The following is a 25,252-nucleotide window of genomic DNA, read 5'->3' on the forward strand; positions in this document are numbered from 1 at the left end:
CAATCGTCGTCGTGACGACAGCCATCCATCAGCGCATTGCCACCGAACTCGGCGTCCGTGAGGGCCAGGTCACCGCGGCGGTCGATCTGCTCGACGGCGGGGCCACGGTCCCGTTCATCGCCCGGTACCGCAAGGAGGTGACCGGGGCCCTCGACGACGCCCAGCTGCGCACCCTCGACGAGCGCCTGGGCTACCTGCGCGAGCTGGAGGACCGGCGCGCCGCGGTGCTGGAGTCGATCCGCTCGCAGGGCAAGCTCGACGACGCGCTGGAGCAGGCGATTCTGGCCGCCGACTCGAAGGCCCGGCTCGAAGACATCTATCTGCCCTACAAGCCCAAGCGCCGTACGCGGGCCCAGGTCGCGCGTGAGGCAGGCCTCGAGCCGCTGGCCGACAAGCTGTTCGGCGATCCCACCCTCGACCCCCGCACCGAAGCGGCCGCCTTCCTGACCGAGGAGGTGAAGGACGAGCAGGCCGCCCTCGACGGGGCACGGGCCATTCTCATCGAGCGCTTCTCGGAAGACGCCGACCTCATCGGTGACCTGCGGGAACGGATGTGGACGCGGGGCCGCCTGGTCGCCAAGGTGCGCGAGGGCAAGGAGACCGACGGCGCGAAGTTCGCCGACTACTTCGACTTCGCCGAGCCGTACGCGAAACTCCCTTCGCACCGCATCCTGGCGATGTTCCGCGGTGAGAAGGAGGAGGTCCTCGACCTCACCATGGAACCCGAGCCCGAAGACGAGTCGACCTTCGAGCCGCGCATCGCCGCCCGCTTCGGCATCACCGACCAGGGCCGCCCCGGCGACAAGTGGATGAGCGACACCGTGCGCTGGACCTGGCGCACGCGCGTGCTCATCCACCTCGGCGCCGACACCCGCGTCCGGCTGTGGCAGGCGGCCGAGGACGAAGCCGTCCGCGTGTTCGCCGCCAACCTGCGCGACCTGCTGCTCGCGGCCCCGGCCGGCACACGCTCCACGATGGGGCTCGACCCCGGATTCCGTACGGGCGTGAAGGTCGCCGTGGTCGACCCCACCGGCAAGGTCGTGGCCACCGACGTGATCTATCCGCACGTGCCCCAGAACAAGTGGGACGAGTCGATCCACCGGCTGGCCGCCCTGGCCTCGAAGCACAACGTGGACCTGATCGCCATCGGCAACGGCACCGCCTCCCGCGAGACCGACAAACTCGCCGGCGATCTGATCAAGCGGCACCCCGAGGCCAACCTGACCAAGGTGATGGTCAGTGAGGCCGGGGCGTCGGTCTACAGCGCTTCCGCGTACGCGTCCCAGGAGCTCCCGGGCATGGACGTGTCGCTGCGCGGCGCCGTCTCGATCGCCCGCCGCCTGCAGGACCCCCTCGCCGAGCTGGTGAAGATCGACCCGCGCTCGATCGGCGTCGGTCAGTACCAGCACGACCTGTCCGAGTCGAAGCTGTCCAAGTCGCTCGACGCCGTCGTCGAAGACTGTGTGAACGCGGTCGGCGTCGACATCAACACCGCCTCGGCGCCGCTGCTCTCGCGGGTCTCCGGCATCACGACCGGCCTGGCCGAGAACATCGTGCTGCACCGCGACTCGAACGGGCCGTTCAAGAACCGCAACGAGATCAAGAAGGTGGCCCGGCTCGGCCCCAAGGCGTTCGAGCAGTGCGCCGGCTTCCTGCGCATCCCCGACGGCGACGACCCGCTCGACTCGTCGGCCGTGCACCCCGAGTCCTACCCGGTGGTCCGTACGATCCTGGCCTCGGCCCAGACCGACATCAAGTCGCTGATCGGCAACAGCCCGCTGCTGCGGGGTCTGCGTCCCGAGCAGTTCATCACCGACACCGTCGGCGTGCTGACCGTGACCGACATCCTGCGCGAGCTCGACAAGCCGGGGCGTGACCCGCGGCCCGAGTTCACGACGGCCACGTTCGCCGAGGGCGTCGAGAAGATCGCCGACCTCGAGCCGGGCATGATCCTCGAGGGCGTCGTGACCAATGTGGCGGCGTTCGGGGCGTTCGTCGACATCGGCGTGCACCAGGACGGGCTCGTGCACGTGTCGGCGCTGTCGAACACCTTCGTCAAGGATCCGCGCGAGGTCGTGAAATCGGGCGACGTCGTGAAGGTGCGGGTCGTCGAGGTGGACGAGCAGCGCAAGCGGATCTCGCTGACGATGCGACTGCAGGACGAGCCCGTCCGCAAGCAGCGTGAGGACCGGCCGCAGCGGGGGCAGCAGGATCGTCCTCGTCAGGGGCAGCCCCGCCAGGGCGGCGGTGGTCAGCCACGCCAGGGTGGCGGGGGTCAGCAGCGCCAGGGTGGCGGGGGTCAGCGCCAAGGGCAGGGTCAGGGCCGGCAGGGTGGTGGCGGTCAGCGTCAGCAGCCGCAGACCAGTTTCAACGGTGGTGCCATGGCCGACGCGTTGCGCCGGGCGGGCCTGACCAAGGACTGACCGTACGGGCCGGCCGGGCGTGTCGTTCGTGGGCGCGCCCGGTTCCGGGATCTGGTCGGGCGTGTCGTCCGCGGGCGCGCCCGGCTCCGGGACCCCGCCGGGCGTGTCTCAGCGTGCGCTCGGACCCCGTACCTCGATCTGGTCGAAGGCGACCTCGGCCGCTCCCGCCTCGGGCACGTCGCGGTCGAGGATGATGCCCAGCAGCACCCGGCTCCCGCTGATCTCGGCCGCGCCCAGCGGAGCGTCGCCCAAGGTCACGCCGTTGCGGGTCACGGTCACGGTGTCGCCCACGACCCGCAGGCCGATCCGCGTCGCCGGACCGCCGGCCAGGATCGGGTGGTCGAGCGGCAGCGTGCGCGACACGGTGACGTCCGAGCCCTGATGGGCGCCGACGAAGACGTTGTTCTGACAGACCCGTACGAGATGACCGCCCCGCGGAAGCTTGAAGTGGAACCAGATCGCCGCGCACGCGTTGTCGGTCAGAAGCCGCACGCCGACGTCGATGCTCAGATCGTCGGGCAGGGTGTCCTGCGGGCCGCGGCACTTGTAGAGCGACCTGGATTGGATCCGCACGCGCAGTTCACCCTCGGTGAACGCGCACGACGAGAACCCGTCTGGCTCGGTCTTGGCCAGCCACAGCCGTTGCTTGTCGAGGTCGTCGGAGATCAGCACCGGCCCCGGTGGCGGGGTGGCCGACGACGACACGACCGGCGGCTCGGGGGTGCCCGAACCGGCGACCGGCTCGGACCGCGGGTCGAAGACGAGCATCATCGTGCCGGCGATCACCGCCAGCACCAGCATCGCGATCGAGGCGGGCAGGAACCAGCGCCGACGACGACCGTGATCGTCGTCGACCGCCTCCGACATGCCCGGCACCGCCGACAGCGCGACGGTCGGCTCGGCCGGGGCCGGGCCGGGCATCAGGCCGGTCACCGACTGGGCCTGGTTGGCCGCCGCGCGCAGGTCAGGCTGCCCCTCCAGAGCCGACGCGGCGGGCCGGGACGGGCTCGAGACGAGCAGGTCGAGCAGTTCGCGGGCGGAGGGGCGCTCGGCCGGGTTCTTGTGCAGGGCCCGGGCGACCAGATCGCGCAGCGGACCACTCAGGCCGGACAGGTCGGGTTCCTGCGTGAGGATGCGACCCGCCGTGGCCGGGGGCGAGTCACCGCCGAACGGGGTGCGACCGGTTCCCGCGTACGCCACCACGCCGCCCCACGCGAACACATCGGCCGCGGCGGTGAGCGCCACATCGTCGCCGAACCGTTCGGGCGCCATGTAGGCGACCGTGCCCATCATGAACTCGGGTGACGTGTTGGCCGTGTGTGCGCCGTCGATGTCCCGCGCGATCCCGAAGTCGATCACCTTGGGCGTGCCGGGGGCGAGCAGCACGTTGCGGGGCTTGAGGTCGCGGTGGATGATGCCGGCGCCGTGGATGGCGGTGAGGGCGGTCGCCACCCCGATCGCGACACTGTGGAGGTTGGCCGCGGTGAGCGGGCCCTTCTCGTCGACGACCTGCTGCAGGGTCGGGCCCTCGACGTATTCGACCACGAGGTAGGGGTGTTCGGCGTCGGGGTCGGCGTCGATGACCTCGGCCGTGCAGAACGGCGGCACCTGCCGGGCGCGGGCCACCTCACTCCGGAAACGGCGGCGGAACTCGTCGTCGGGCGCCAGGTCGTCGCGCACCACCTTGACCGCCACCTGCTGGCCCGCCGGTGTCCTTGCCAGGTAAACCGTGCCCATGCCGCCCTCGCCGAGCCGGCCGACGAGCTCGTAAGAGCCCAGCCGAACCGGATCGCGCGGACGCAACGGCTCCGGACGCATGACCGCCCCCAGTCCCGGAGAAATAAGAAGGTGTCACTGTATCGGGTGACGTCCGCGTCCCGCTGTCGGCCGCGCGGCACGGCACGGTCTGGGGAGCACGGCTTATCCTCGGCAAATGCTGATCGAGACGGAACGGTTGCTCCTGCGGCGCTTCCACAAGACGGACGCCCCCGTTCTCGCCGCATACCGGTCGGATCCGGACGTCGCCCGTTATCAGTCCTGGGACGCCCCGTTCTCGTTGCTGCGCGCCGAGACCGCGGTGGCCAACTTCATGGCCTCCGATCCCGACCGGCCCGGCTGGTTCCAATACGCGGTGGAGCGCACCACCGACCGCCGGCTCGTGGGTGACGTCGCGGTGCATCTGCACGACAACCTTCTGCAGGCCGAGATCGGCTTCACGGTGGCCCGGGAACACCAGCGGCACGGGTACGCCCGCGAGGCCGTCACCGCCGTGCTGGACCGGCTGTTCAAGGTGCAGGGGCTGCACAAGGTCACGGGGGAGTGCGACTCCCGCAACGTCGCGTCGGCGACCCTGATGGAGCGGCTCGGCTTCACCCGCGAGGGCCTGCTGCGCCAGCAGACCTACATCAAGGGCGAATGGACCGACGATCTGCTGTACGGCCTCCTGGCCGGAGAATGGCTGCGGCCCGCCTGACGGTTCTGTCGTACGTGTGTGGTTGAGTTCCGGCGTGGATCTCGACGGGTTCTGGGCGCTGATCGAGCGCAGCGCGCGCAGGAAGAAGGATCAGGACGAGCGGGCCGACTGGCTGACCGGCCAGTTGGTGAAGCTGTCCCGCGCCGAGATCGAGGAATTTGAGATCCTTTATTACGGTCTGCGCGACCGCGTCGACACCTGGCACATGTGGGGCGCCGCGGTCCTGGTCTGCGACGGCGCGTCCGACGACGGCTTCTGGTATTTCCAGGCGTGGCTGATCGGGCAGGGCCGCGAGGTCTTTGAGGCAGCCGCGGCCGATCCCGACTCGCTGGCCGACGTGCCCGCCGTGCGGTCGCTGGCCGGGCGTGACAGCGACGACTGGGCCGAAGACGAGTGGCCCGACTGGGAGATGCTCGACTATGTCGCCTCCGAGGCCTACGAAGAGGTCAGCGACGGCGACGATCTCGACGACGCGCTCGAGGCCCGCGGGCTGATCTTCCGGGCGTCGCCCGAGCCGTCCGATCCCCGGTTCGACCTGGAAGACCTGTCCGAGCGCCGGCGGCGTTATCCGCGGCTGAGCGCTCTGTTCGACCCGGTTCCGTCAATTTAGTTCGACCCGGTTCGGTCAATTTAGGAGGTTGCCGTGGCTCATCGCAGCCGGTTGTCCACGATCCTGATCGACGTGCCCGCGGGCGAGGCGGCCCCGGCCGTCTCGTTCTGGTCCCGGGCGCTCGGTGTCGAGACCCGTCAGCCGCCGGGCGAGCCGCAGTTCACCGGGCTGATCGGGGCGCTGCCCGGGCTGACGCTGGCGATCCAGGCGATCGACGGCGACGCGCGCTACCACGTCGACTTCGAGACCGACGACGTCGAGGCCGAGACGGCCCGGCTCATCGGGCTCGGCGCCGAGCAGATCGACCAGTGGCTCGAGTGCCGCATCCTGCGCATCCCCGGCGGCCAGCTGGCGTGCGTGATCCCGCGCCACAGCGACGACGAGACGTTCGAGCGCCTGTCGACACTCTGGGAGTGACTTGCGTGGGCCGGCGCTCGGGACGCGAGGTGCGCGGGTCGATGTCCCCATCGTGGGTCGGCGTGGCGGGCGCGGGTGCTTGAGCCGACGTTCGGCATGGGCCGGCGTGGCGGGCGCCGGGTGCTCGAGTCGACGTTCCAGCGTGAGTCGCGTGGCGGGCGCGGGGTGCGTGGGTCGGCGTGGCGGGCAGGGTGCTCGAGTCGACGTTCCAGCGTGAGTCGCGTGGCGGGCGCGGGGTGCGTGGGTCGGCGTGGCGGGCAGGGCGCTTGAGTCGACGTTCCGGCGTGAGTCGCGCGAGTTGCGTGGCGTGCGTGAGGTGCGTGGGTCGGCGTAGCGGGCGCGGCTGGTGGGTGTGGGTCGATGCGTCCGAGCATGAGAAAGGCCCCGCATGGGCGGGGCCTTGGTCTTGTACGTGGCTGGCCGGGGTCGTCGGGGGTCGGCATCAGCCCGCGACCACCCGGTCGGTGAAGGCGCGCATATGGGTCATCGCACGGTCGACCCTTTCGTCCAGCGTGAGCGTCTCCTCGCGGTGCACCAGGCGCATCTTCGGCTTGCGGCGGCCGCGCAGATAGAGCGAGCACGCCAGGTCCGAGCAGATGTATTCACCGACCGTGTTGCCCTTACGACCGGCGGCGCCGGCCAGCGGCGCGACGAAGAGCGCCACCCCCGACGACGCGTGCTCGGTCAGGCAGATCCGGCACATGCTCGACTTGAGCGCGCTGGACTTGCCCGGCTCGGGCCGGCGCAGCACGAGCCCGGTCGGCCCTTCCCCGCCCCGGCCCGGAACGACGATCAGTGCCCGGAGCGGCGCCGCCGGGTCGGTCCAGCCGAGGAAGTCGAGATCCCGCCAGGGGAGTTCGGCCAGCCCGGCCGGCATCTTGATCCGCCCGGCCTCGCCCTTGCTGCAGTTGACGAAGGAGTCTCGGATCTCCTTCTCATCCAATGGTTCCATGATCGCGAACCTAATCGACCGGCCCGCCGAGTTCATCCGCATTTCGCCCCGGCCCGGCTGCGCTCCGTTTCGTCGCCGGTCACGCTCGTCCGGGTTCGCCGCTCATGCTTGTCCGCTCTCGTCGCTGTTCACGCTGGCCGCTGTTCACGCTGGTCGCTGTTCACGCTGGTCGCTGGTTGCGCTGGTTGCGCTGGTTGCGCTGGTTGCGCTGGTTGCGCTGGTCGCTGTTCACGCTGGTCGCTGTTCACGCTGGTCGCTGGTTGCGCTGGTCGCTGTTCACGCTGGTCGCTGGTTGCGCTGGTTGCTGGTTGCGCTCGTCCGCTCTCGCCGCCACACGTGGTGGACGATCCCCTCCCAGTCCGGCTCGGAGTCCTGGGCCCGGAACCCGGCCGCGGCCACGCACCGCACGCTGGCCGTGTTGTCGGGCTCGATGCCGGCCGCGAACACCACGACGTCCGCCACCTCGGCCGCTCCGATCATCGCGAGCACGGTCGAGGTCCCGTACCCCCGAAGCCGTTGACCTGGATCGACGACATAGGCGAACCCCAGGGAGGGCCCCGGCTCGATCCGGTCGACGACGGGCCCGGCGGGAGTCTCGCGATAGCGGCACCACCGGTCGTAGACCTCGCCGCCGATGTGGGCGACGGGCACACCCCGGCCGTCGAGCGCCACCCACGAATGCGAGCGGAGCACCAGCCGGCCCCGGAACTCCTCCCCGAACCCTTCCCGCCCGTGGTCGAACTCCCGCGCCGGCCAGTCCGGCCCACCCAGCCACCGCTGAACCTCGGCATCGTAGAACCACACCTGCACGGCCGGCAGCAGATCCTCGGTGAACGGCACCAGCTCAACCGGCGGAAGTCTCCTCATCCCCCGATGGTCCCGCCTCTCCACCCGGCCCGGGTAGCGTGAAGTGCGTGCCGGATCCCACCTCACGCCCGCCCCTGGCTCTGGCCCCGATGGTGCGGCTGCTGAACGACCATCGTGTCGAGTGGGTGTTGACGGGTTCGGCGGTGCTCGCGCTGTACGGCGCCGACCTGGAACCGGCCGACCTCGACGTGACACCCGCGCTCGACCCCGCCAACCTCGAACGGCTGGCCGGCGCGTTGCGGGCCGCGGAGGCGATCCCCGCCTACACCCCCGGGTGGCGCGACGATTTCACCCTGGAGACCTGCCGCGCGTGGCGCCCGGAGCCCGCAACCGAGGAACAGCTGGAGTGGCTCTACGTCACCCGCCTGGGCATGCTCGACGTGCCGATGCGCATGTGCGGCACCTACGACGAGCTGCTCCCCGGCGCCACGACCATGGACATCGACGGCACCCCGGTGTCGGTGTGCGACCCGAGGCAGGTGCTGGCCCGCGTCACCAGGCTGACCAGCCCCAAACATCAAGAGCGAGCTCTCCTGTACGCCGGATTGGCCCTCCCATGACCGGCTACGAGTTCGCCGAGGCCGGTCCCGTACGCCGATTGGTCCGCCGGACCGTGACCAGCCGTCCCGTGGCGTGGTTGTCGGTGCGCTACCTCCCGTCGATGGACCGGTTCGCGCTGCGCCTGAGCCGTGGGCGGGGCACGTTCTCCGGGTGGGTCTCCGGCCTGCCGGTGGTCCGCCTGACCACGACCGGCGCCCGCAGCGGCCGCCTCCGAACCACACCCGTGCTGGGCGTCCCCGACGGCGACGGCCTGGTGGTGATAGCCGCGAACTTCGGCGAGCCCCGGAACCCGGCCTGGTACCACAACCTGAAAGCCCACCCCCGGGCCACGGTGACCCGCGGCAGCGTGTCCCGCGAGTTCACCGCCCTGGAACTGACCGGAACCGACCGGGACCGCCGCTTCGAGGCCGCGGTGCGCATGAACCCGGGCTGGCTCAACTTCCGCTCCCGGGCCGGTGCCCGCCAGATCCCGGTAGTCCGCCTGACGCCGATCAGTTCCCCACCGCCAACCTGACCCGCGCGTCCCGTCCCGCGCGCTCGCGCACGTTCGCAGTTCGCTCGCCCGCAGGCGTTTCGGGCTGCGCGTTCGCGCGTGCTTGTGGTTTGCGCACTTGCGCGCGTTCCGGCCCGCGCGCTCGCGCACGTTCGCAGTTCGCTCGCCCGCAGGCGTTTCGGGCTGCGCGTTCGCGCGTGCTTGTGGTTTGCGCACTTGTGCGCGTTCCGGCCCGCGCGCTCGCGCACGTTCGCAGTTCGCTCGCCCGCAGGCGTTTCGGGCTGCGCGTTCGCGCGTGCTTGTGGTTTGCGCACTTGCGCGCGTTCCGGGTTGCGCATTTGCGCGCGTTATAGCTGGCTGCTCGTTGCGCGGTTCCGGTTGCTCGCTTGCGGAAGTTTGCGGGTTGCTCGCCCGCGCGTGTTCGTGGGGCTGCTCGTTTGCGCCTGTTTGCAGGTTGCCGTCCCACACGGTCTTGGTTGCCCGCCCGTGCCTTCCAGGTTTGCTCGTTTGCGCGTGTTTGTAGGGTGCGCGCGTTCTTGGGTTACTCGCTCGCGCACGCTCCGGGTTGCTCGTTTGTGCACGTTTGTAGGTTGCTCGTTTGCGCGGGCTCCGGTTGTTCGTTTGCGCGTGTTGTGGGGCTGCTCGCCCGCGCGCCGTTTCGGGGTTTGTTCGTTGGCGCGTGTTGTGGGGTGCTCGCATGCGCGTGTTTGGGGCTGCTCGTTTGCGCGCGTTTGCGGCCGCCCGGTGCGTGCGTCAGCCGGTTGTGTGTGAGCCGACCCAGTCCAGGTCGGGTGCGTGGTAGACGAACTCGGTGAGCAGGCGTTCGGCCTCGTGCCTGGTGGGGGGCTGGGCGGGTTCGGGGCCGAGGACGCCTGGAGTGTCTTCGGGGATCGAGAGCCAGACGCCGTCGGAGCGGTGGACCTTGTGGAGGGTGGGCTCGGTCGGCTCGGTCGTTCGGGCGGTTATCCGCAGGGTCTGGGCGTGGTTCGGGGAGCTGAACGTCATGTCCTGGCGCCAGCCGCCGTCGACCCCGGGGAGCAGCGCGGCGGTGACGGTTCCCCGGAAACGGGCGGGGATCCACGCGGCCTGTGCCCAGACGGGCATCGTCGCGCGGGTCGGGATGACTGAGCGGGCCATCCGCAACGCCACCGCCGTGCTGTCGGGCAGGCCGTAGACGCTGACGATCAGGGACGGGCCGCCGGGTGGCGTCCACTCGACGAACGACGAGTCGGTCACGCGGAGCTTGCCGGTGACGTCGCCGATCGTGACGGGGGTGCCCGAGTTGTCGTCGATGCGTTCGCCGATGCTCAGGGTGACGCCCTTGGCGACGCTGCCGTCCGTGGGGTAGGGCACGCCGTTCAGCGTCCAGCTGCGCGTGCTGCCGGCCACGGTCGCGCCGCGCAGCGTCGCCGTCCGGTACTGCTCGCCGACGCCGGTCGGCAACCAGCCGACGGTCAGGCGGAGGGGTACGAGGCTGAGCGGCCCGGCCGGTGCCGACGGGGAAGCAGCGGCCGATGCGGACGGGGCAGTGGCGGACGGTGTGGAACGGCGGGCCAGCGGCACCCCGACGGCGGTGACGGCGGCGACCGCACCCAGCGACCCGGCCCCGACCAGCACCGCGCGGCGCTGCCGGTGGGCCTGCGAACGGGCCAGGATTCGCGCCCGGACGCGCTCGGGCGGGGGAGCGGCGGCGGCGATTTTCTCGTACGCGGCCTCGATGATCTTCTCGTCACTCACGGCGTCCTCCCGGGCCGGTGTTGATGGGGGTCGCGGGCGCGGAAACGTGCTTGCGGAGCGTGGCCAGCGCCCGCGAGGCATGGCTGCGCACGGTGACCGGACGGCAGCCGAGCAGGTCGGCTATCTCGTCGTCGTCCAGCCCCTCGTAGAACCTCAGCGCCACCACGATGCGCTGTTTGAGCGGCAGCGCGGCGATCCGGCGGATCATCGCGTCGCGTTCGCCGAACTCGGCCGCCGGGTCGGCGATCTCCCGGCTCACCGCGTCGAGCGCCGGCAGGGACATCGGCACGACCCGGGCCGCACGACGCCGCCGCCACGAGGCCAGCTCGTTGACGATCATCCGTTTGACGTACGCCTCGGGCACATCGGCCGCGGCGATGCGGTGCCACCGCGGCTGCGCGCGGGCCAGGACCTCCTGCACAATGTCCTCGGCCAGATGCGGGTCGCAGGCGAGCACGGTCGCATAGCGCAGCAGCGCCGCCAACCGGGCCGAGAGAAACTCCTCGAACGTCACGAGCCGGCCTCCTTTCCGCCCCTTGTGACGCACTTTCCCCCACGTTTTGTTGCGGCCCCGCCCAAGTTTTCCCCAGCCGACCCGCGCGCCCGATCCGTGGTCGGCTCGTGTGTTCGTTCGTGGTCGGTCTGTGCGTTCGTTTCGTGGTCGGCTCGTGTGTTCGTTCGTGGTCGGTCTGTGCGTTCGTTTCGTGGTCGGCTCGTGTGTTCGTTCGTGGTCGGTCTGTGCGTTCGTTTCGTGGTCGGCTCGTGTGTTCGTTCGTGGTCGGTCTGTGCGTTCGTTTCGTGGTCGGCTCGCGTGCTCGTTCGTGGCCGACCCGTGCGCCCGATCCGCGGTCGATCTGCGCGCCTGTTTCGTGGCCGACCCGTGCGCCTGTTTCGTGGCTGGCTCGCGCGCTCGTTTCGTGGTCGATCCGCGCGGTCGTTTGGTGGTCGAGTCGCGCAGCCGACCCGCGGTAGACGCGCGTAGCCGATCCGTGGTCGACCGCGCAGCGCCGACCCGTGACGGATCCGCGCAGTCGATCCACGGCAGACTCACGGTCGTCCTCGAGGTCGCGCGGAGCAGTTCAGTGTGCGAGATCGTCCAGGCGGGCGCGCTGCATGGCGGAGAGGCGCAACGCTTCGGCGGCCACATTTTGCTCCAAGTGGTCCAGGCTCGCCGTGCCGGGGATCGGCAGCATCACTGGCGACCGTCCGAGCAGCCAGGCCAACGCCACCTGCTGTGCTGTCGCACCGAGCTCGGCGGCGATCGCCTCCACCACGCTGCCCGCGTGCTCGCCGGTCGCAGGGGTTCCGACGGCAGTCGCGCTCGAGTGCGCCGATTCCGTCGGGGTGGTGTGCGCTTCACTCGTGTACGCCAGCGGCCGCCACGGCAGGAAGGCGATCCCCGACTCCGTGCAGGCCTGCAACACCGGCTCATGCGTGCGGTCGACCAGGTTGTAGCGGTTCTGCACCGACGCGATCTCGGTGACGGCGCGTGCCGACGCCAGCTCACACACGGTCACCTCGGACAGGCCGACCAGCTCCGCCTTGCCGGCTGCGACCACCTCGCGCAGGGTGCCCACCTGGTCGGCGAGCGGCACCTCGGGATCGATCCGGTGCAGTTGCAACAGCGTGATCCGATCGACGCGCAGCCGCCGCAGACAGCCGTCCACCTGCCGCCGCAGCGATTCCGGCCGGCCGTCGAGCCGCCACCCGCTCAACGGGCCCGACCCGCTCACGCCCACTTTCGTCGTGACGACCAGGCTTTCCCCGTACGGATGGAGCGCCCCGGCCACAAGCTCCTCATTGGCGCCCCCGCCGTACAGGTAAGCGGTGTCGATCAGCGGCACCCCCAGCTCGACGGCCCGCCGCAGTACAGCGATCGACGACTCCCAGCTCTCGGGCGTGGTGGGAAGTTGCATGGCCCCGAACCCGACCCGGCCCACACTCAGATGCGGCATCGTTTCATCCCCATCCGCGAGCGTCCGGTGTAGGGCGCGCCCAGTTCGGCTGCGGAGGCGAAGCTTGCGTCCGTGCTCAGATGCGGCATCGTTCCATCCCCATCCGCGAGTATCCGGTGTAGGGCGCGCCAAGCTCGGCTGCGGTGGCGAAGCTCGCGTACGCCTCTTCGCTCCGTCCGCACCGCACCAGGTGATCGCCGAGCGTCACATGCGTCTGCGGATCTTCCGGGTCGAGCTCCACCGCCCGCCGGTACCAGCTTTCGGCCTCCAGCGGATCGCGGGCCGCTCGCCCACGCGTCTGACTGAGCACCCGCAGATTCTCCACCGCCAGAAGCCGATCGTCCGCCCCGGCGTCCCGGCCCTCAGCGTCGGCTCGGCCGGTCGTGGTCGCCGGGCTGGTTGGGGCTACGTGGCCCAACTGTGCCGCTTCGACTGCCGCCGGACCCGGTTGTGCCGCTTCGACTGTCGCGGGACCCGGTTGTGCCGCCTCGAGTGCGGCGCGGCCCAGGCGCTCCGCTTCGTCCAGCATGGTTGCCACCGCTCGGTGGTCGCTGCGGTAGTACGGCAGGAAGCAGATGGCCCGCCACGCGGCGCTGGCCAGCAGCGGGGTCAGGGCCGAACTCTGCACCAGACGCATGGCGAGCTCGGCCCACGGCGCGATGTCGTCGGCCACGCGGTCGTTCCGTCCGTGGTGGGCGGCGAGATTGACCGCGGCGCTGATCCGTTCCTCCAGCGGCGTTCCGGGATCGTGCGCGGCCGCCGCGTAGACCTCGTACATGTCGGGCGGGATCGGGAAGTCGTCCTCGCCGCGCATCTTGAGCGTCGCCATCCGCCGCAGACGTGTCAGCGCCCGCCACACCCCGGCGTCGACGGTCTCCGCGTGCCGGTCGGTCGGCGGCGGGGTCAGTGTCAGGAGCGTGGCCCAGAACCCCAGTTTGTGCAGCACCCGCGCGACCCGCAACCGGTCGGCCGGCGTGAGGTCGTCCCACGCGTCCACGAGGGTGCAGAGGTGAGCCCACTCGGGAGAACGCCGTGCAGCGGTGAGCGCCCGGGGGGCGTCGATCAGCGGCAGTTCGGGGGCGTCCAGCGAGATCGCGTAGCGCAGGCCACTCGGAGTCACGGTCTGGCACGCCGGGACAGCAGCGCCCGAGACCAGCCGGCGGCCCATGAGACCCACGATCCGCGCGTGCACCGGGCCGCAGTCGCTCCGCAGGTCGAAGTAGGCGGCGAGCATTTCCCCCGTACGCGTGCTCATCGGTTGACCGCTCTGGTCGGGTGGATCGCTAGGGCTGCGCGGGCTGAGTGGATCGCGCTGGTCGGGTGGATGGGGTGGGCCCTGCGGGTCGGAAGGGCCGCGCGGGTTGAGTGGACCGCGTTGGTCGAGTGGATCGGTAGGGCTGCGCCGGCTGAGTGGACCGCGCTGGTCGGCTGGATCGGGCGGGCCGCGCGGTTCCGGCGGGTCGGGAGGGACCTGCCGGTCGGGTGAGCTGCGCGGGCTGAGTAGATCGCGCTGGTCCGGTGGATCAGTAGGGCTGCGCGAGTCGGGAGGGCCGCGTTGGTCGGGTGGATCAGTAGGGCTGCGCGGGACGGGTGAGCCGAGCGAGTCGGGAGGGCCACGTCGGTTCAGTGGGCCACGCGGGCTGAGTGGATCCCGCGGGTCGGAAGGCCACGTCGGTTGAGTGGGCCGCGCGGGCTGAGTGGATCGTGCGGGTCGGGAGGGCCACGTCGGTGGGGTGGGCCGCGCGGGCTGAGTGGATCGCGCTGGTCCGGTGGATCAGTAGGGCTGCGCGAGTCGGGAGGGCCGCGTTGGTCGGGTGGATCGGGACGGCTGCGCAGGTCGAGTGGACCGCGCCAGCCGGGTGAGCCGCGTTGATAGGGAGGGTCGAGAGGGCCGCGCGGATCAGGATGGCCGGGCAGGTCGAGAGGGCTGCATGGGTCGGATGGACCGGGCGGATCGGGAGGGCGGCGTGGATGCGGAGGGTCCTGCGGGCCGGGAGGGCCGGGTAAACAGCGCGAACTGGGTGGGACGAGCGGATCGGGACGGCTGCGCGGATCCGGCACACCGTGCACATCGGAACAGGCTCTATTCGTGAGCCGCGGACAACCGGGACGCACTGTCTACGGGAGCGGGACGGAGCAGTCTCGTGCACACCAGCGCCGCCAGCAGCATGGCGGCCAACAGCACCCAGGCCGTAGTTTCGGGCCCGGCCGCGGCCAGCAGATAACCGCCCAGCACCGCCCCGATCGGGACCGCCCCGTCGGTGATGACCGAGGCCGCGCTCACGATGCGGCCCAGCGCCGAATCGGGGACGGCCCGCGCGCGGGTCACGGTGAGGGTCACCGCGACCACCGTGCCGACCGCGCCCACCCCGGCCCACGCCGCCACCAGCACCACCGTGTGAGTGCTGACCGCGATCAGCGCCAGCATCACCGTCCACACCCACACGCAGCCCAGGAACAGCGCGCGGGGGGAGAAACGGCGTTCCAGCCGGGGCGCGGCGAACGAGCCCAGGATGCCGCCGACGCCGGCCGCGGCCAGGATGGCCCCGACCGTCCAGGCCGGGCGGCCCTCGCGGGTGCCGACCACCAGCACCATCAGGATCACGCACTGGAACAGGATGTTCGTGAAGCCGGTGACGATGGTGGTGATGCGCAGGTAGGGGATCTGCCACATCCAGACCAGCCCCTCGCCCATGCGGCGCCAGAAACGGGCGACCGATTCCGCCGACGGGACCGGGCGGGGATCGAACAGGTGCTTCGGCATGGCCGCCAGCGTGAGCAGGCAGAAGACGTACGAGAAAGCGTTGAACAGGAACGGCGCCCAGCGGGACAGGTCGAAGAGCGCGCCGCCCACCGCGCGGCCCGCGAGGTTGCCGATCGGCTGCTCGGCCTCGAGGAACGAGAACGCCACCGTGCGCTCCCGCTCGTCGACGACGTCGCGCACCGCGCCCACCTCGGCGATGCCGAACACGACGAACGCCGACCCCTCGAGCACCGCCGCCACGATCAGGATGACGGCCAGGCCGCGCAGGTCGAGGGCGGAGGCCAGCAGCACGCAGACGGTGGCGGCCAGACCGACCGCCTGCGCCACCAGCATGAGCAGGCGGCGGTTGACCGTGTCGGCGATCAGGCCGGCCGGCACCTGCAGGATCAGGGTGGGGATGGTGGCCGCGAACGCTATCCAACCGGCCAGTTCGGGCGAGTCGAACAGGGCCAGGGCCAGCAGGGGATACGCGATGCGGACACCCGCGGTGCCGACCAGCGAGAGGGCGTTGCCGCTCCACAGCGCGAGGAAACGCCGGTTCTGCAGGATCACGACGACAGCCAGGCGGTGAGCTGGACGATGTCGCTCGGCTCGGCCCGGTGCACCGCGGCCACCACCTCGGGCCGGCGGAACAGCGCCGACACCGATGCCTCCTCGGTGAGGTGGCGCAGGCTGAGCGCGAGCCCCGCCCACGCTTCGGGGCCGGCGTCGGGCCCGGTCACCTCGGCCGTGTAGAGCGTCAGGGCCCGCTCGTAGTCGCCTTCGGTGTAGGCCACGTCGGAGGCGGGGATGTCACCCTGATCCACCGGCTGCCCGGCGGCCTGGCTCATCTTCACATAGCCGACCGGCAGCCGGGCCCGCGTCGACGGGGGAGCCGCGACCACCGTCGACTCGGGCAGCTCGCCCGGCGCCAGCCCGGCCCGCCACCGCTCGACCAGGGCGCCGACGTCCACCGTCATGTTCCGCACCCGCCACGCCACCAGGTGAGCGGCCGACGACTCGCGGGCCAGGGATTCGAGACCGCCCGGCACCGTCTCGTCGGCCCAGCGCCCGGCCGACGCGCTCATCGCCTCGACGAAGGCCGTGCCGGCGTCGGTGAGCAGCGGCGACGCGGCGGCCACGAGCAGGGCCTGGCGCACCTGCGTACGCCACCGGGCGAACTCGACGTCGGCCATCAGCGACTTGTCGCCGGCCACTTTGCGGTAGGTGCGCCAGAAGTCGGTCACGCCGAGGTGCGCGTAGATGCCCTGCAGCAGCCCGGACAGCGGCCGCGGGTCGTCGCGCCACGGGGCGTAGAGATCCTTGACCACCGACGGCTTCTGCAGCTCGACCTGGTCGGTGAGGGCGGCCAGTTTCGCGTGCTGGCACTCGTGGATCAGGGTGAGCGCGAACTGGTGCGGCCCGCCCGCGGCGCTCATGTTCACACCCCCGTACGCATGCAGGGACGTGTTGCTGACCCCGTTGGTCACCGGTTCGGCGGTCAGCGGCACCACCGCGCGCAGCACGTCGTCGATCCCGGCCGAATACTCCTCGTACTGCCGGCGCAGGATCTCCAGACCGCCGTGGAAGGCCCGGGACCAGCCCGCCGCCTGCGCCGCCGTCAGCCGTGGGGGCGGGGCGGTCAACTGGGCTTTCGTGTACGGGTCGGACATGTCGCGGAACGGGTCGAGATCGTCGAGGTGGACCGTGCGCAGGGTCGAATACGTCGTGCCGAGCCGGCGCAGCGGCAGCCACCGTTCGTCGGCCTCGCTGCCCAGGTCGCGCAGCACCAGCCGCACGTCGTCGCGGGTGATGTCGACCCGGCCCGGCGACACGGTCACCATCGCCGTGCCGTGTGTCCCCGGTGGAGCGAGCCGCGCCAGCCCGAGCCCGGGCAGCATCACCGCGCCGTCGCGCACGACCACTTCGACGCTGCCGTCGTGGCGGGACGTGATGGCGTGCGCGGCGGCCAGCCACCCGAGGTAGCCCAGGTCGGCCCAGAGCGGCACCGGGGATTCGACGTTGTGGGCGAGCCGCCGGATGCAGTGCGCCAGCCAGACACCGACGTTGGGGTAGTCGAGGAGCTCGTCCGGCACGCGCGTCGCGATCTCGGCCAGGCCGGCCTGTTCGGCCCGTTCGCAGTCGTTGATCAGCATCCGCAGCAGCACCTTGCGTTTGCGTCGCTGACCGGCGGCGAGCAGGGCCCGGCTGCCGGGCGAGCCGAAGCCCCGCCCGAGGTCACGGGCCAGTCGGTCGGGCTCAGTCTCCACCGGGTGGCCTCCTCGCGGGGATCTTCGCCAGCTCGCCGGACACCCGCGCCCGGACGTGCTCGATCAGGAACATCAGGTCGGGGCAGTAGACGGAGGGGTTGAGGAAGCCCGAGCCCTCGCGGAAGCGGTGCGTGTAGTTGCCGCCGCCGCAGATCCGGTGGATCGGGCAGGCCCGGCAGGTCTCGCACAGCGCCTCGCGCCCGAGTTGGCGGGCCACGATCGGCGGCTGGCGGATCGCGGCGTCGAACGGGTTGCCGCCGCCCGGCGCCCGCACCCGGGTCGCGCCCGCGAACGCGGTCTTCAGCGAGTCGACCTGTTCGATCGTGCCGTCGGTCTCGATCACGGCGACGCGGATCGGTTGCAGGCCCACCGATTCCGACGTTCCGGTGCCGCCCAGGATCAGCGCCAGGATGTCGTCGAAGAGCCGCACACCCGTCTCACGCACCGGCGCGTCGAACCAGCGGTCGAAGATCGAGGCCAACCATTTCCCGTACGCCGGAGGGCCGCCCTCCTCCCGCCCGGGCGGCGGTGTCGTCCAGTTGCCGTGCGGCAGCAGGAAGTCCACGGTCGGTGGCGCGTGGTCGAGCAGGGCCTCGTACGTCGTCACCGGGTCGTTCCGCAGATCGACCGTGCACAGCAGCCCGGCGTAGAGCCGGGGGTGTCGCCGCAGCAACCGCAACCCGCTCACCACCTCGGCGTGGCTGCCGCGGCCGTCGCGAAACGTGCGGTGCCGGTCGTGGCCGGTCTCGTCGCCGTCGACGCTGACCGCCACCCGGATGTCCCACCGGTCGCAGACCTCGGCCACCCGCTCGTCGAACAGCAGCCCGTTGGTCTGCATGCCCAGCCGCAACCGCCGGCCGGGCCCGATCACCCGCGTGGCCAGCCCGGCCAGACGGTCGAGGTGGGCGGCCCCGGCGAGCAGCGGCTCACCGCCGTGGAAGACCAGGCTCACCGACGGGCCGGCGTGCCCGGCGATCTGGTCGCAGGCCGTGGCGAACACGGCCTCGCTCATCACCCGGGGCTGGGACCGCCAGCTCTGGTCGGCCGACTCGTAGACATAGCAGTAGCCGCAGGCCAGGTTGCACCGGCTGTGAATCTTGACCACGAACTGGGTGAAGGGCCGGGGCCGCCATCCGCGCGCGGTCAGCGCCGTGACGTCGATGTCGTCCGGCCACGCCACAGTCATCAGCCGACTCCCGGCCCGGTGGTGCCGGCCCGATCAGAGATCGGCGTCCACGAACGAGTTGAACCCGCCGGGCCCTTCGAGGGCGTCGGGGGAGTAGACGCGCTCGATCGCCGCGCGCAGGGCGGGGCTGAGCTCGTCGAGAAGGTCGTCGCCGGTTTCGCGCAGGTCGACGATCTGTGGTTCCTGGTTGTCCATGGCTGCCTCCGATCGCCCCGGACCCGCCGGGCGGGGTTGCCGCCCGGCGGGCCGAAAGGAGTTCCTCGATACAACCTACCGCGGCACCACGACGACGGGCGCCGTGTTGTTGAGCGGCCAGGCCTCGGTGCCGCGCGGGTAGTCGCCCGACACGCGCACATATCCCGGCAGGGTGAGAGGCGACTTTATCTTCAGCGGAATCGTGTGCTGCCAGTTACCCGATCCGGAATAGAGGGTCGGGAAGTAGCCGCCGCCACCGCACTCCACCGCGGCCGATTCGGGCCGTTGCTCGCCGTCGGTACCCGCTGTCCAGCAAGATTCGGAGGGCAACAGAACGGTGCCGACCGGCGCGGCGACATAGACCCGCGGGCCGACGCCGTCGGACGGGCCCTTGTTGACGACCGTGATGGTCAGATCGGCCGTGTCTCCGGCCGACCCCCGCACGACCGGCGCCGAGACCGCGACGTCGATCGTGTTGCGCCGGGTCCAGAAACTGAATTCGCCGGAAGCCAGGACCTCGTCGCCCACGACCGCCGCGACGTGGCCGTTGAACTCCGCCGGGCCCGGCAGGTTGCGGCCGGCCCGGACGGTGAAGCCGGTGACGGACAGTGACTCACCGGGCGCGAGGCCCTGTGGCGCCGCGCAGGTGGCCTCCCCGGGCCCGTAGGCCCAAGGCCCGCCGGCGTCGTCGGGCCACCAGTCGATGTAGGTGCAGTCGGCGGGCCCGCTCAGGGTCAAGCCGTCAGGGACGCTGACTTGCACCGAGAACGGGCCGGTCGGGGCGTCGCCCTCGTTGCGGATCTCGGCCTTGACGGGCCGCCGGTCGCCCTCGCCGATCCGGGTGGATGGCGTGTTGAGATCTTCGACCGTGACGACGAGATTCGGCTGAGGGTCGGCTGCTTGTGCGGCGAGGGGCGCGCAGAGAAGGGTGGCCGCCGTGAGCGCGACGGCCCCCGCGCCGGCGCGCCCCCAGGCGGACTTGCTGTGACGCATTGATCACCTCCAGTGAGGATGAGCGAATGCGCCGGACTCTACAGCGGACGGACGGGCCTGGTTGTCCCGTCCGTCCGGGCTGTCGGCTATCTAGCTCTCGAGACGCAGCCAGACCGCGCCCAGCGGCGGGACCCGCAGCGACACCGAGTGGTCGAAGCCGTGCCACGGCACGTCGTCCGTGTCGACCCCGCCGAGGTTGCCGACGCCGGAACCGCCGTACAGCTCGCTGTCGGTGTTGATCACCTCGGCCCAGCGGCCGCCCTTGGGCAGGCCGATGCGGTATTCCTCGTGCGGGACGGCCGCGAAGTTCACGATGCACGCCATCGGGTCGCCGTTGGGGGCGAACCGCACGAACGAGAACGTGTTGTGCTGCGAGTCCTCGCTGGTGATCCAGCGGAAGCCGGTCGGCGACGTGTCCTGCGTCCAGACCGCCGGCGTCTCCTTGTAGACCCGGTTCAGGTCTTTGACCAGCTGCTGCACGCCACCGAACTGCGGGTCCTCGACGAGCCCCCAGTCGAGGCCGCGCTCCTCGCTCCACTCGCGCAGGTCACCCAGCTCGGCCCCCATGAACAGCAGCTGCTTGCCGGTGAAGGCCCACATGAAGCCGAGCAGGGCGCGCGTGTTGGCCAGCTTCTGCCACAGATCGCCGGGCATCTTGCCGGTCAGCGAGCCCTTGCCGTGCACGACCTCGTCGTGGCTGATCGGCAGGATGTAGTTCTCGCTCCAGGCGTACACCGTCGCGAACGTCATCTGGTGGTGGTGCCACTGGCGGTAGATGGGCTCCTTCTCGATGTACGACAGGGTGTCGTTCATCCAGCCCATGTTCCACTTGAAGCCGAACCCGAGACCGCCCAGGTGGGTCGGGCGGGTGACGCCGGGCCACGCGGTCGACTCCTCGGCCACGGTGACCACGCCGGGATAGTTCTTGTAGACAGTCGCGTTCATCTCCTGCAGGAAGCTGATCGCGTCGAGGTTCTCGCGCCCGCCGTACTGGTTGGGCGTCCACTCGCCGTCCTTGCGCGAGTAGTCGAGGTAGAGCATCGAGGCCACCGCGTCGACCCGCAGGCCGTCGGCGTGGAACTCCTCGCACCAGTAGAGCGCGTTGGCCACCAGGAAGTTACGGACCTCCTTGCGGCCGAAGTCGAACACGTACGTGCCCCAGTCGGGGTGCTCGCCGCGGCGCCAGTCACCGTGCTCGTAGAGAGGGGTGCCGTCGAAGCGCGCGAGGGCCCACTCGTCCTTGGGGAAGTGGGCCGGCACCCAGTCGAGGATCACGCCGATGCCGGCCTGGTGCAGCTTGTCGACCAGGTAGCGGAACTCGTCGGGGGTGCCGAAACGCGACGTGGGCGCGTAGTAGCCGGTGACCTGATAACCCCAGGAGCCGCCGAACGGGTGCTCCATGACCGGCATCATCTCGACGTGCGTGAAGCCGGTCTCCAGAACGTATTCGACGAGCTGCTCGGCCATCTCGGTGTAGGACAGGCCGGGCCGCCACGAGCCGAGATGCACCTCGTACGCGCTCATCGGCTCCTGGTGCCACTGCTTGCCGGCGCGCTCGCGCATCCAGTCGCCGTCGGACCACTCGTACGAGCTCTCGTAGACCACCGACGCCGTGGCCGGCGGCACCTCGGTGTGCTGGGCCAGCGGGTCGGCGTGCTCGCGCCACTGCCCGTCCCGCCCCAGGATCTTGAACTTGTACTTGCTGCCCAGGTGCGCGTCGGGCAGATAGATCTCCCACACGCCGCTGGAGCCGAGCGAGCGCATCGGCCATCCGTCGTACGGGCCCCAGCCGGTGAAGTCGCCGATCACCTGCACGCCGCGGGCACCCGGGGCCCACACCGCGAAGCCGACACCGCTCTCGCGGGGCTGCGCGCCGAGCACCTTCCACAGCTTCTCGTGCCGGCCCTCGCCGATCAGGTGCAGGTCGAGCTCGCCCAGCGTGGGCAGGTGCCGGTAGGGGTCGTCGACCACGTCACCGTCGACGTCGAGGCGGTAGTCGAGCACCAGGCCGGGCACCTCGGCCGCGAAGACGCCGTCGGCGTGCACCCGGGTCATCTCGACCTGCTCGCCCTCGTGCAGCAGCGTGACGGCTTTGGCGCCCTTGCGCAGCGTACGGATGACGGTGTTGCCGCCGCCCGGGTGCGCACCCAGGATCGCGTGGGGGTCGTGGGTGTCACCGGCCACGACGCTGTTCATGGCGCGCTGGTCGGCGGCGAGCGAGGAGTCGGAGTGGCCGATCACGGGGGAGTCTCCTTAGATGATGTCGTCAGCCGACGAGCCGGGCGATCGACCGCAGCGGGATCCGCAGCCAGCCGGGCCGGTGCCGGGCTTCGTAGGCGGCCTCGTAGACCGCCTTGTCCAGCTCGTACGCCGCCAGCAACGGGCCCTGCTCGCGCGGGTCCGAGCCGGCCACATGGGCGTAACCGTCACAGAATGCGGCCCGGTTGCGGTCGACCCACTCGCGGGCCCGCGCCGCCAGGTGCTCGTCGTCGTCCTGATCGACCAGCAGCTGATAGGCCGCATATTCATAAGAGCGCAGAACCCCGGCCACGTCGCGCAGCGGCGAGTCGGGCAGGCGCCGTTGGTCGAGCGGCGAGCCGGGCTCACCCTCGAAGTCGATGAGCAGCCACGCCTCGGGCACCCGCAGCACCTGTCCCAGGTGCAGGTCGCCGTGCACGCGCTGCACCTGCACCGGCTCGCTGGTGAGGGCGCGGAACTGTTCCTCGATCGTCGGCACGTACTGCTGGATCTCGGCGACGGCCTGGGCCGCCTCGCGCAGCCGGGCCAGCATGGCGTCGACCGGGAACGACGACGGGCCGGAGCCCAGCGCCTCGGCCAGGTCGGCGTGCACCGACGCCACCGCCTCGCCCAGGCGGTAGGACTCGCCCTGGAAGTCGCCGCCCACCTGGTCGGCCCGCAGTTCCGCGTCGGCGAACAGGTCACGGGCCGAGGCCGTGGCCATGGCCCAGCCCTCGGCCGAGTTCGCCGCGTACTGCGTCACCATGCCCAGCGGGCAGGGCTCGCCGCTCTCGGTGGTCTCGAACGAGCCGAGCAGCCGGGCCACGTGCGGGTTGTCGCGGCGGCCGAGCACCCGGTTGAGCTCGATGTCGGGGTTGATGCCGGGCGAGACCCGGCGGAACACCTTGAGAATGGCGTCCTGCTCGAAGATCACGCTGCTGTTGCTCTGCTCGGCGTCGAACACCCGCGGCCACAGGTCGACCGGGAACGTCGCGCCCGGCTCGGGCTCGAAGATGACGTCACCGATCGTGCCGCCGGCCGCGATCAGCGACAGCAGCTTGCGCGCGGCCGCCGTGTCGTAGAGCGCGTCGTAGCCGATCCGGTCGCCGTCGGCGCCGATCGTCGCGACCTCGCTGTATTCCACCATCGGCCCGGAGCCCCAGGCCACGATCACCTGGTAGCGCTCGGAGCTGCCGTCGGTGTACGAGACGTCGATCAGCACCAGGTCGAGGTTGTCGTCGAGCGTGGTGCTCGACGCCTCCTTGACCGAGGCCAGGGTGCGGGACCGGCCGGCGTACCACCGTTGCTGCGGCAGCCATTCAGCGAAAGGCAACGTCATTGCTTCTCCTCGGACCCACACAGCTGGAACCAGTAGAAGCCGTGCCCGGGGAGGGTCAGCAGGTACGGCAGCTGGCCGATACGCGGGAAGTTCACATGCCCGGTCAGCTCGACCGGCGTGTATCCGTTCCAGTGCTGCAGGTTCAGCTCGATCGGTTGCGGGAAGCGCGACAGGTTGTTCACGCACAGCACGACGTCGTCGCCGTCCTCGCGCAGGTACGCCAGCACCGACGGGTTCGATCCGCCCAGTTCGCGGAAGGTTCCGACGGCGAACGCTTCGTGGCGGCGTCGCACCGCCAGCATGGTACGCGTCCAGTTGAGCAACGAGGTGGAACTGTCCCGCTGCGCCTCGACGTTGACCGCCTGATAGCCGTACACCGGGTCCTGGTTGGCGGGCAGATAGAGCCGGCCCGGATGCGCCGTCGAGAACCCGGCGTTGCGGTCGGGCGTCCACTGCATCGGCGTACGGACGCCGTCGCGGTCACCGAGCCAGATGTTGTCGCCCATGCCGATCTCGTCGCCGTAGTAGAGCACCGGCGAGCCGGGCAGCGACAGCAGCAGGGCCGTGAACAGCTCGATCTGGTTGCGGTCGTTCTCGAGCAGCGGGGCCAGGCGGCGCCGGATACCGACGTTCGCCTTCATCCGCGGGTCCTTGGCGTATTCCGAGTACATGTAGTCGCGCTCTTCGTCGGTCACCATCTCGAGCGTCAGCTCGTCGTGGTTGCGCAGGAAGATGCCCCACTGGCAGTTGTCGGGGATGGCCGGCGTCTGGGCCAGGATCTCCGAGATCGGGAAGCGGGACTCGCGCCGGACCGCCATGAAGATGCGTGGCATCAGCGGGAAGTGGAACGCCATGTGGCACTCGTCGCCGCCGGCCTTCGCGTCGCCGAAGTACTCGACCACGTCGGCCGGCCACTGGTTGGCCTCGGCCAGCAACACCCGCCCCGGGAACTCGTCGTCGATCACCTTGCGGCAGTGCTTGAGGAACGCGTGGGTCTCGGGCAGGTTCTCGCCGTTGGTGCCCTCGCGCTCGAACAGGTAGGGCACGGCGTCGAGCCGGAAGCCGTCGATGCCGAGGTCGAGCCAGAAGCGCAGGACGTCGAGCATCGCCTCCTGCACCGCCGGGTTGTCGTAGTTGAGGTCGGGCTGGTGCGAGAAGAACCGGTGCCAGAAGAACTGCCGGCGCACCGGGTCGAACGTCCAGTTCGACTCCTCGGTGTCGACGAAGATGACCCGGGCGTCGGTGTACTTGTCGCTGGTGTCGCTCCAGACGTAGAAGTCGCCGTACGGCCCGTCGGGGTCACGCCGCGACTCCTGGAACCACATGTGCTGGTCCGAGGTGTGGTTCATGACCAGGTCGGTGATCACGCGGATGCCCCGCTTGTGGGCCGCGTCGAGCAGCGCCACGAAGTCTTCGACCGTGCCGAACTCGGGCAGGACCTGGTAGAAGTCGCTGATGTCGTAGCCGCCGTCGCGCAGCGGCGACTGATAGAACGGCGGCAGCCACAGGCAGTCGACACCGAGCCATTGCAGATAGTCGAGCCGTTCGATCAGGCCGCGCAGGTCGCCCGAGCCGTCCGAGCTCGAGTCGTAGAACGCCCGGACCAGCACCTCGTAGAAGACCGCGCGCTGGAACCAGGTGCGGTCGGCGGGCAGCGTGCGGGCGTGCTCGAAGTCGTCGGCCGAGGGGTGTTCCACCACCCCGTCCTCGACGTGGCTGCCCTCGGCCGGGTCGTGCTCGTCAGCAGCGAGGCCGGCCGCCTCGAGGTCGAGATCGTCTTTCTGGTCCATCAGGTTCCCC

Annotated in this window: 21 protein-coding genes; 6 read left to right on the forward strand and 15 right to left on the reverse strand. The window is 70.6% G+C overall.

From position 1 onward, the window contains the following. The first annotated feature begins 11 nt into the window (after positions 1-11). On the forward strand, positions 12-2,423 hold the full coding sequence (locus tag JIG36_RS38420) for a Tex family protein (RefSeq protein ID WP_307873077.1): 2,412 nt from the start codon (positions 12-14) through the stop codon (positions 2,421-2,423). 108 nt (positions 2,424-2,531) lie between these two features. Here the strand turns inward: JIG36_RS38420 and JIG36_RS38425 are convergent, their stop codons facing one another. Then, positions 2,532-4,241 (reverse strand): serine/threonine protein kinase, encoded by a 1,710-nt coding sequence (locus JIG36_RS38425; protein ID WP_203381369.1) that lies wholly within the window; start codon positions 4,239-4,241, stop codon positions 2,532-2,534. A gap of 115 nt (positions 4,242-4,356) precedes the next feature. Here JIG36_RS38425 and JIG36_RS38430 point away from each other — a divergent pair, with 115 nt between their 5' ends. From JIG36_RS38430 to JIG36_RS38440, 3 genes are read left to right on the forward strand one after another with little or no spacing between them, the layout of a single operon-like run. Then, entirely contained in the window at positions 4,357-4,896 is a 540-nt protein-coding gene (locus JIG36_RS38430; RefSeq protein WP_203381370.1) for a GNAT family N-acetyltransferase, read from the forward strand. A 34-nt stretch (positions 4,897-4,930) separates the two neighbouring features. Next, complete coding sequence (locus JIG36_RS38435) at positions 4,931-5,506, forward strand: DUF4240 domain-containing protein (protein ID WP_203381371.1); 576 nt, start codon at positions 4,931-4,933, stop codon at positions 5,504-5,506. Positions 5,507-5,539: 33 nt separating this feature from the next. Then, positions 5,540-5,923, forward strand: a complete 384-nt coding sequence (locus tag JIG36_RS38440; protein ID WP_203381372.1) for a VOC family protein — start codon at positions 5,540-5,542, stop codon at positions 5,921-5,923. 442 nt (positions 5,924-6,365) lie between these two features. Here the strand turns inward: JIG36_RS38440 and JIG36_RS38445 are convergent, their stop codons facing one another. After that, entirely contained in the window at positions 6,366-6,875 is a 510-nt protein-coding gene (locus JIG36_RS38445; RefSeq protein ID WP_203381373.1) for an FBP domain-containing protein, read from the reverse strand. Positions 6,876-7,151: 276 nt separating this feature from the next. Next, positions 7,152-7,742, reverse strand: a complete 591-nt coding sequence (locus JIG36_RS38450; protein WP_203381374.1) for a GNAT family N-acetyltransferase — start codon at positions 7,740-7,742, stop codon at positions 7,152-7,154. A gap of 47 nt (positions 7,743-7,789) precedes the next feature. On the opposite strand from JIG36_RS38450, the gene JIG36_RS38455 reads away from it, so the two are divergent. Together JIG36_RS38455 and JIG36_RS38460 are read left to right on the forward strand one after the other, a co-directional pair. Beyond that, positions 7,790-8,302 carry a hypothetical protein gene (locus JIG36_RS38455; RefSeq protein WP_203381375.1) on the forward strand — a complete coding sequence of 171 codons (513 nt, stop codon included), beginning with the start codon at positions 7,790-7,792 and terminating at the stop codon, positions 8,300-8,302. Next, entirely contained in the window at positions 8,299-8,817 is a 519-nt protein-coding gene (locus tag JIG36_RS38460) for a nitroreductase family deazaflavin-dependent oxidoreductase (protein WP_203381376.1), read from the forward strand. Before JIG36_RS38455 ends, JIG36_RS38460 begins: the two co-directional genes overlap by 4 nt. 732 nt (positions 8,818-9,549) lie before the next feature. Here JIG36_RS38460 and JIG36_RS38465 read toward each other — a convergent pair. From JIG36_RS38465 to treS, 12 genes are all read right to left on the reverse strand, one after another. Then, entirely contained in the window at positions 9,550-10,533 is a 984-nt protein-coding gene (locus JIG36_RS38465) for a hypothetical protein (protein ID WP_203381377.1), read from the reverse strand. Further along, a complete protein-coding gene (locus JIG36_RS38470) occupies positions 10,526-11,047 on the reverse strand; it encodes a SigE family RNA polymerase sigma factor (RefSeq protein WP_203381378.1) in 522 nt (173 codons plus the stop codon). The genes JIG36_RS38465 and JIG36_RS38470 overlap by 8 nt, the downstream gene beginning before the upstream one ends. Positions 11,048-11,612: 565 nt before the next feature. After that, positions 11,613-12,488: an aldo/keto reductase gene (locus tag JIG36_RS38475; RefSeq protein ID WP_203381379.1), complete on the reverse strand. Its 876-nt coding sequence runs from the start codon at positions 12,486-12,488 to the stop codon at positions 11,613-11,615. Between the two features lie 76 nt (positions 12,489-12,564). Next, positions 12,565-13,743, reverse strand: coding sequence for a tetratricopeptide repeat protein (locus JIG36_RS38480; RefSeq protein WP_203381380.1), 1,179 nt, complete (start codon positions 13,741-13,743; stop codon positions 12,565-12,567). Between the two features lie 828 nt (positions 13,744-14,571). Continuing rightward, positions 14,572-15,804 (reverse strand): MFS transporter, encoded by a 1,233-nt coding sequence (locus tag JIG36_RS38485; protein WP_203381381.1) that lies wholly within the window; start codon positions 15,802-15,804, stop codon positions 14,572-14,574. Continuing rightward, the gene (locus JIG36_RS54415) at positions 15,801-17,501 is read right to left on the reverse strand and encodes an HEXXH motif domain-containing protein (protein WP_203381382.1); all 1,701 of its coding nucleotides are present in this window, start codon (positions 17,499-17,501) and stop codon (positions 15,801-15,803) included. The genes JIG36_RS38485 and JIG36_RS54415 overlap by 4 nt, the downstream gene beginning before the upstream one ends. After that, positions 17,491-18,687 carry an FxsB family cyclophane-forming radical SAM/SPASM peptide maturase gene (locus JIG36_RS38495; protein WP_203381383.1) on the reverse strand — a complete coding sequence of 399 codons (1,197 nt, stop codon included), beginning with the start codon at positions 18,685-18,687 and terminating at the stop codon, positions 17,491-17,493. The genes JIG36_RS54415 and JIG36_RS38495 overlap by 11 nt, the downstream gene beginning before the upstream one ends. 33 nt (positions 18,688-18,720) lie before the next feature. Beyond that, positions 18,721-18,882 carry a hypothetical protein gene (locus JIG36_RS38500; RefSeq protein WP_203381384.1) on the reverse strand — a complete coding sequence of 54 codons (162 nt, stop codon included), beginning with the start codon at positions 18,880-18,882 and terminating at the stop codon, positions 18,721-18,723. A 75-nt stretch (positions 18,883-18,957) separates the two neighbouring features. Then, positions 18,958-19,875 (reverse strand): COG1361 family protein, encoded by a 918-nt coding sequence (locus JIG36_RS38505; protein WP_203381385.1) that lies wholly within the window; start codon positions 19,873-19,875, stop codon positions 18,958-18,960. 90 nt (positions 19,876-19,965) lie between these two features. Next, on the reverse strand, positions 19,966-22,071 hold the full coding sequence (glgB, locus tag JIG36_RS38510; RefSeq protein WP_203381463.1) for a 1,4-alpha-glucan branching protein GlgB: 2,106 nt from the start codon (positions 22,069-22,071) through the stop codon (positions 19,966-19,968). Between the two features lie 70 nt (positions 22,072-22,141). After that, positions 22,142-23,452 (reverse strand): maltokinase N-terminal cap-like domain-containing protein, encoded by a 1,311-nt coding sequence (locus tag JIG36_RS38515; protein WP_203381386.1) that lies wholly within the window; start codon positions 23,450-23,452, stop codon positions 22,142-22,144. Further along, positions 23,449-25,242: a maltose alpha-D-glucosyltransferase gene (treS, locus tag JIG36_RS38520; RefSeq protein WP_203381387.1), complete on the reverse strand. Its 1,794-nt coding sequence runs from the start codon at positions 25,240-25,242 to the stop codon at positions 23,449-23,451. Before treS ends, JIG36_RS38515 begins: the two co-directional genes overlap by 4 nt. Positions 25,243-25,252: the final 10 nt, after the last annotated feature.

Origin of the sequence: Paractinoplanes ovalisporus, from assembly GCF_016834655.1 — a bacterium.
GTDB lineage: Bacteria > Actinomycetota > Actinomycetes > Mycobacteriales > Micromonosporaceae > Actinoplanes > Actinoplanes ovalisporus.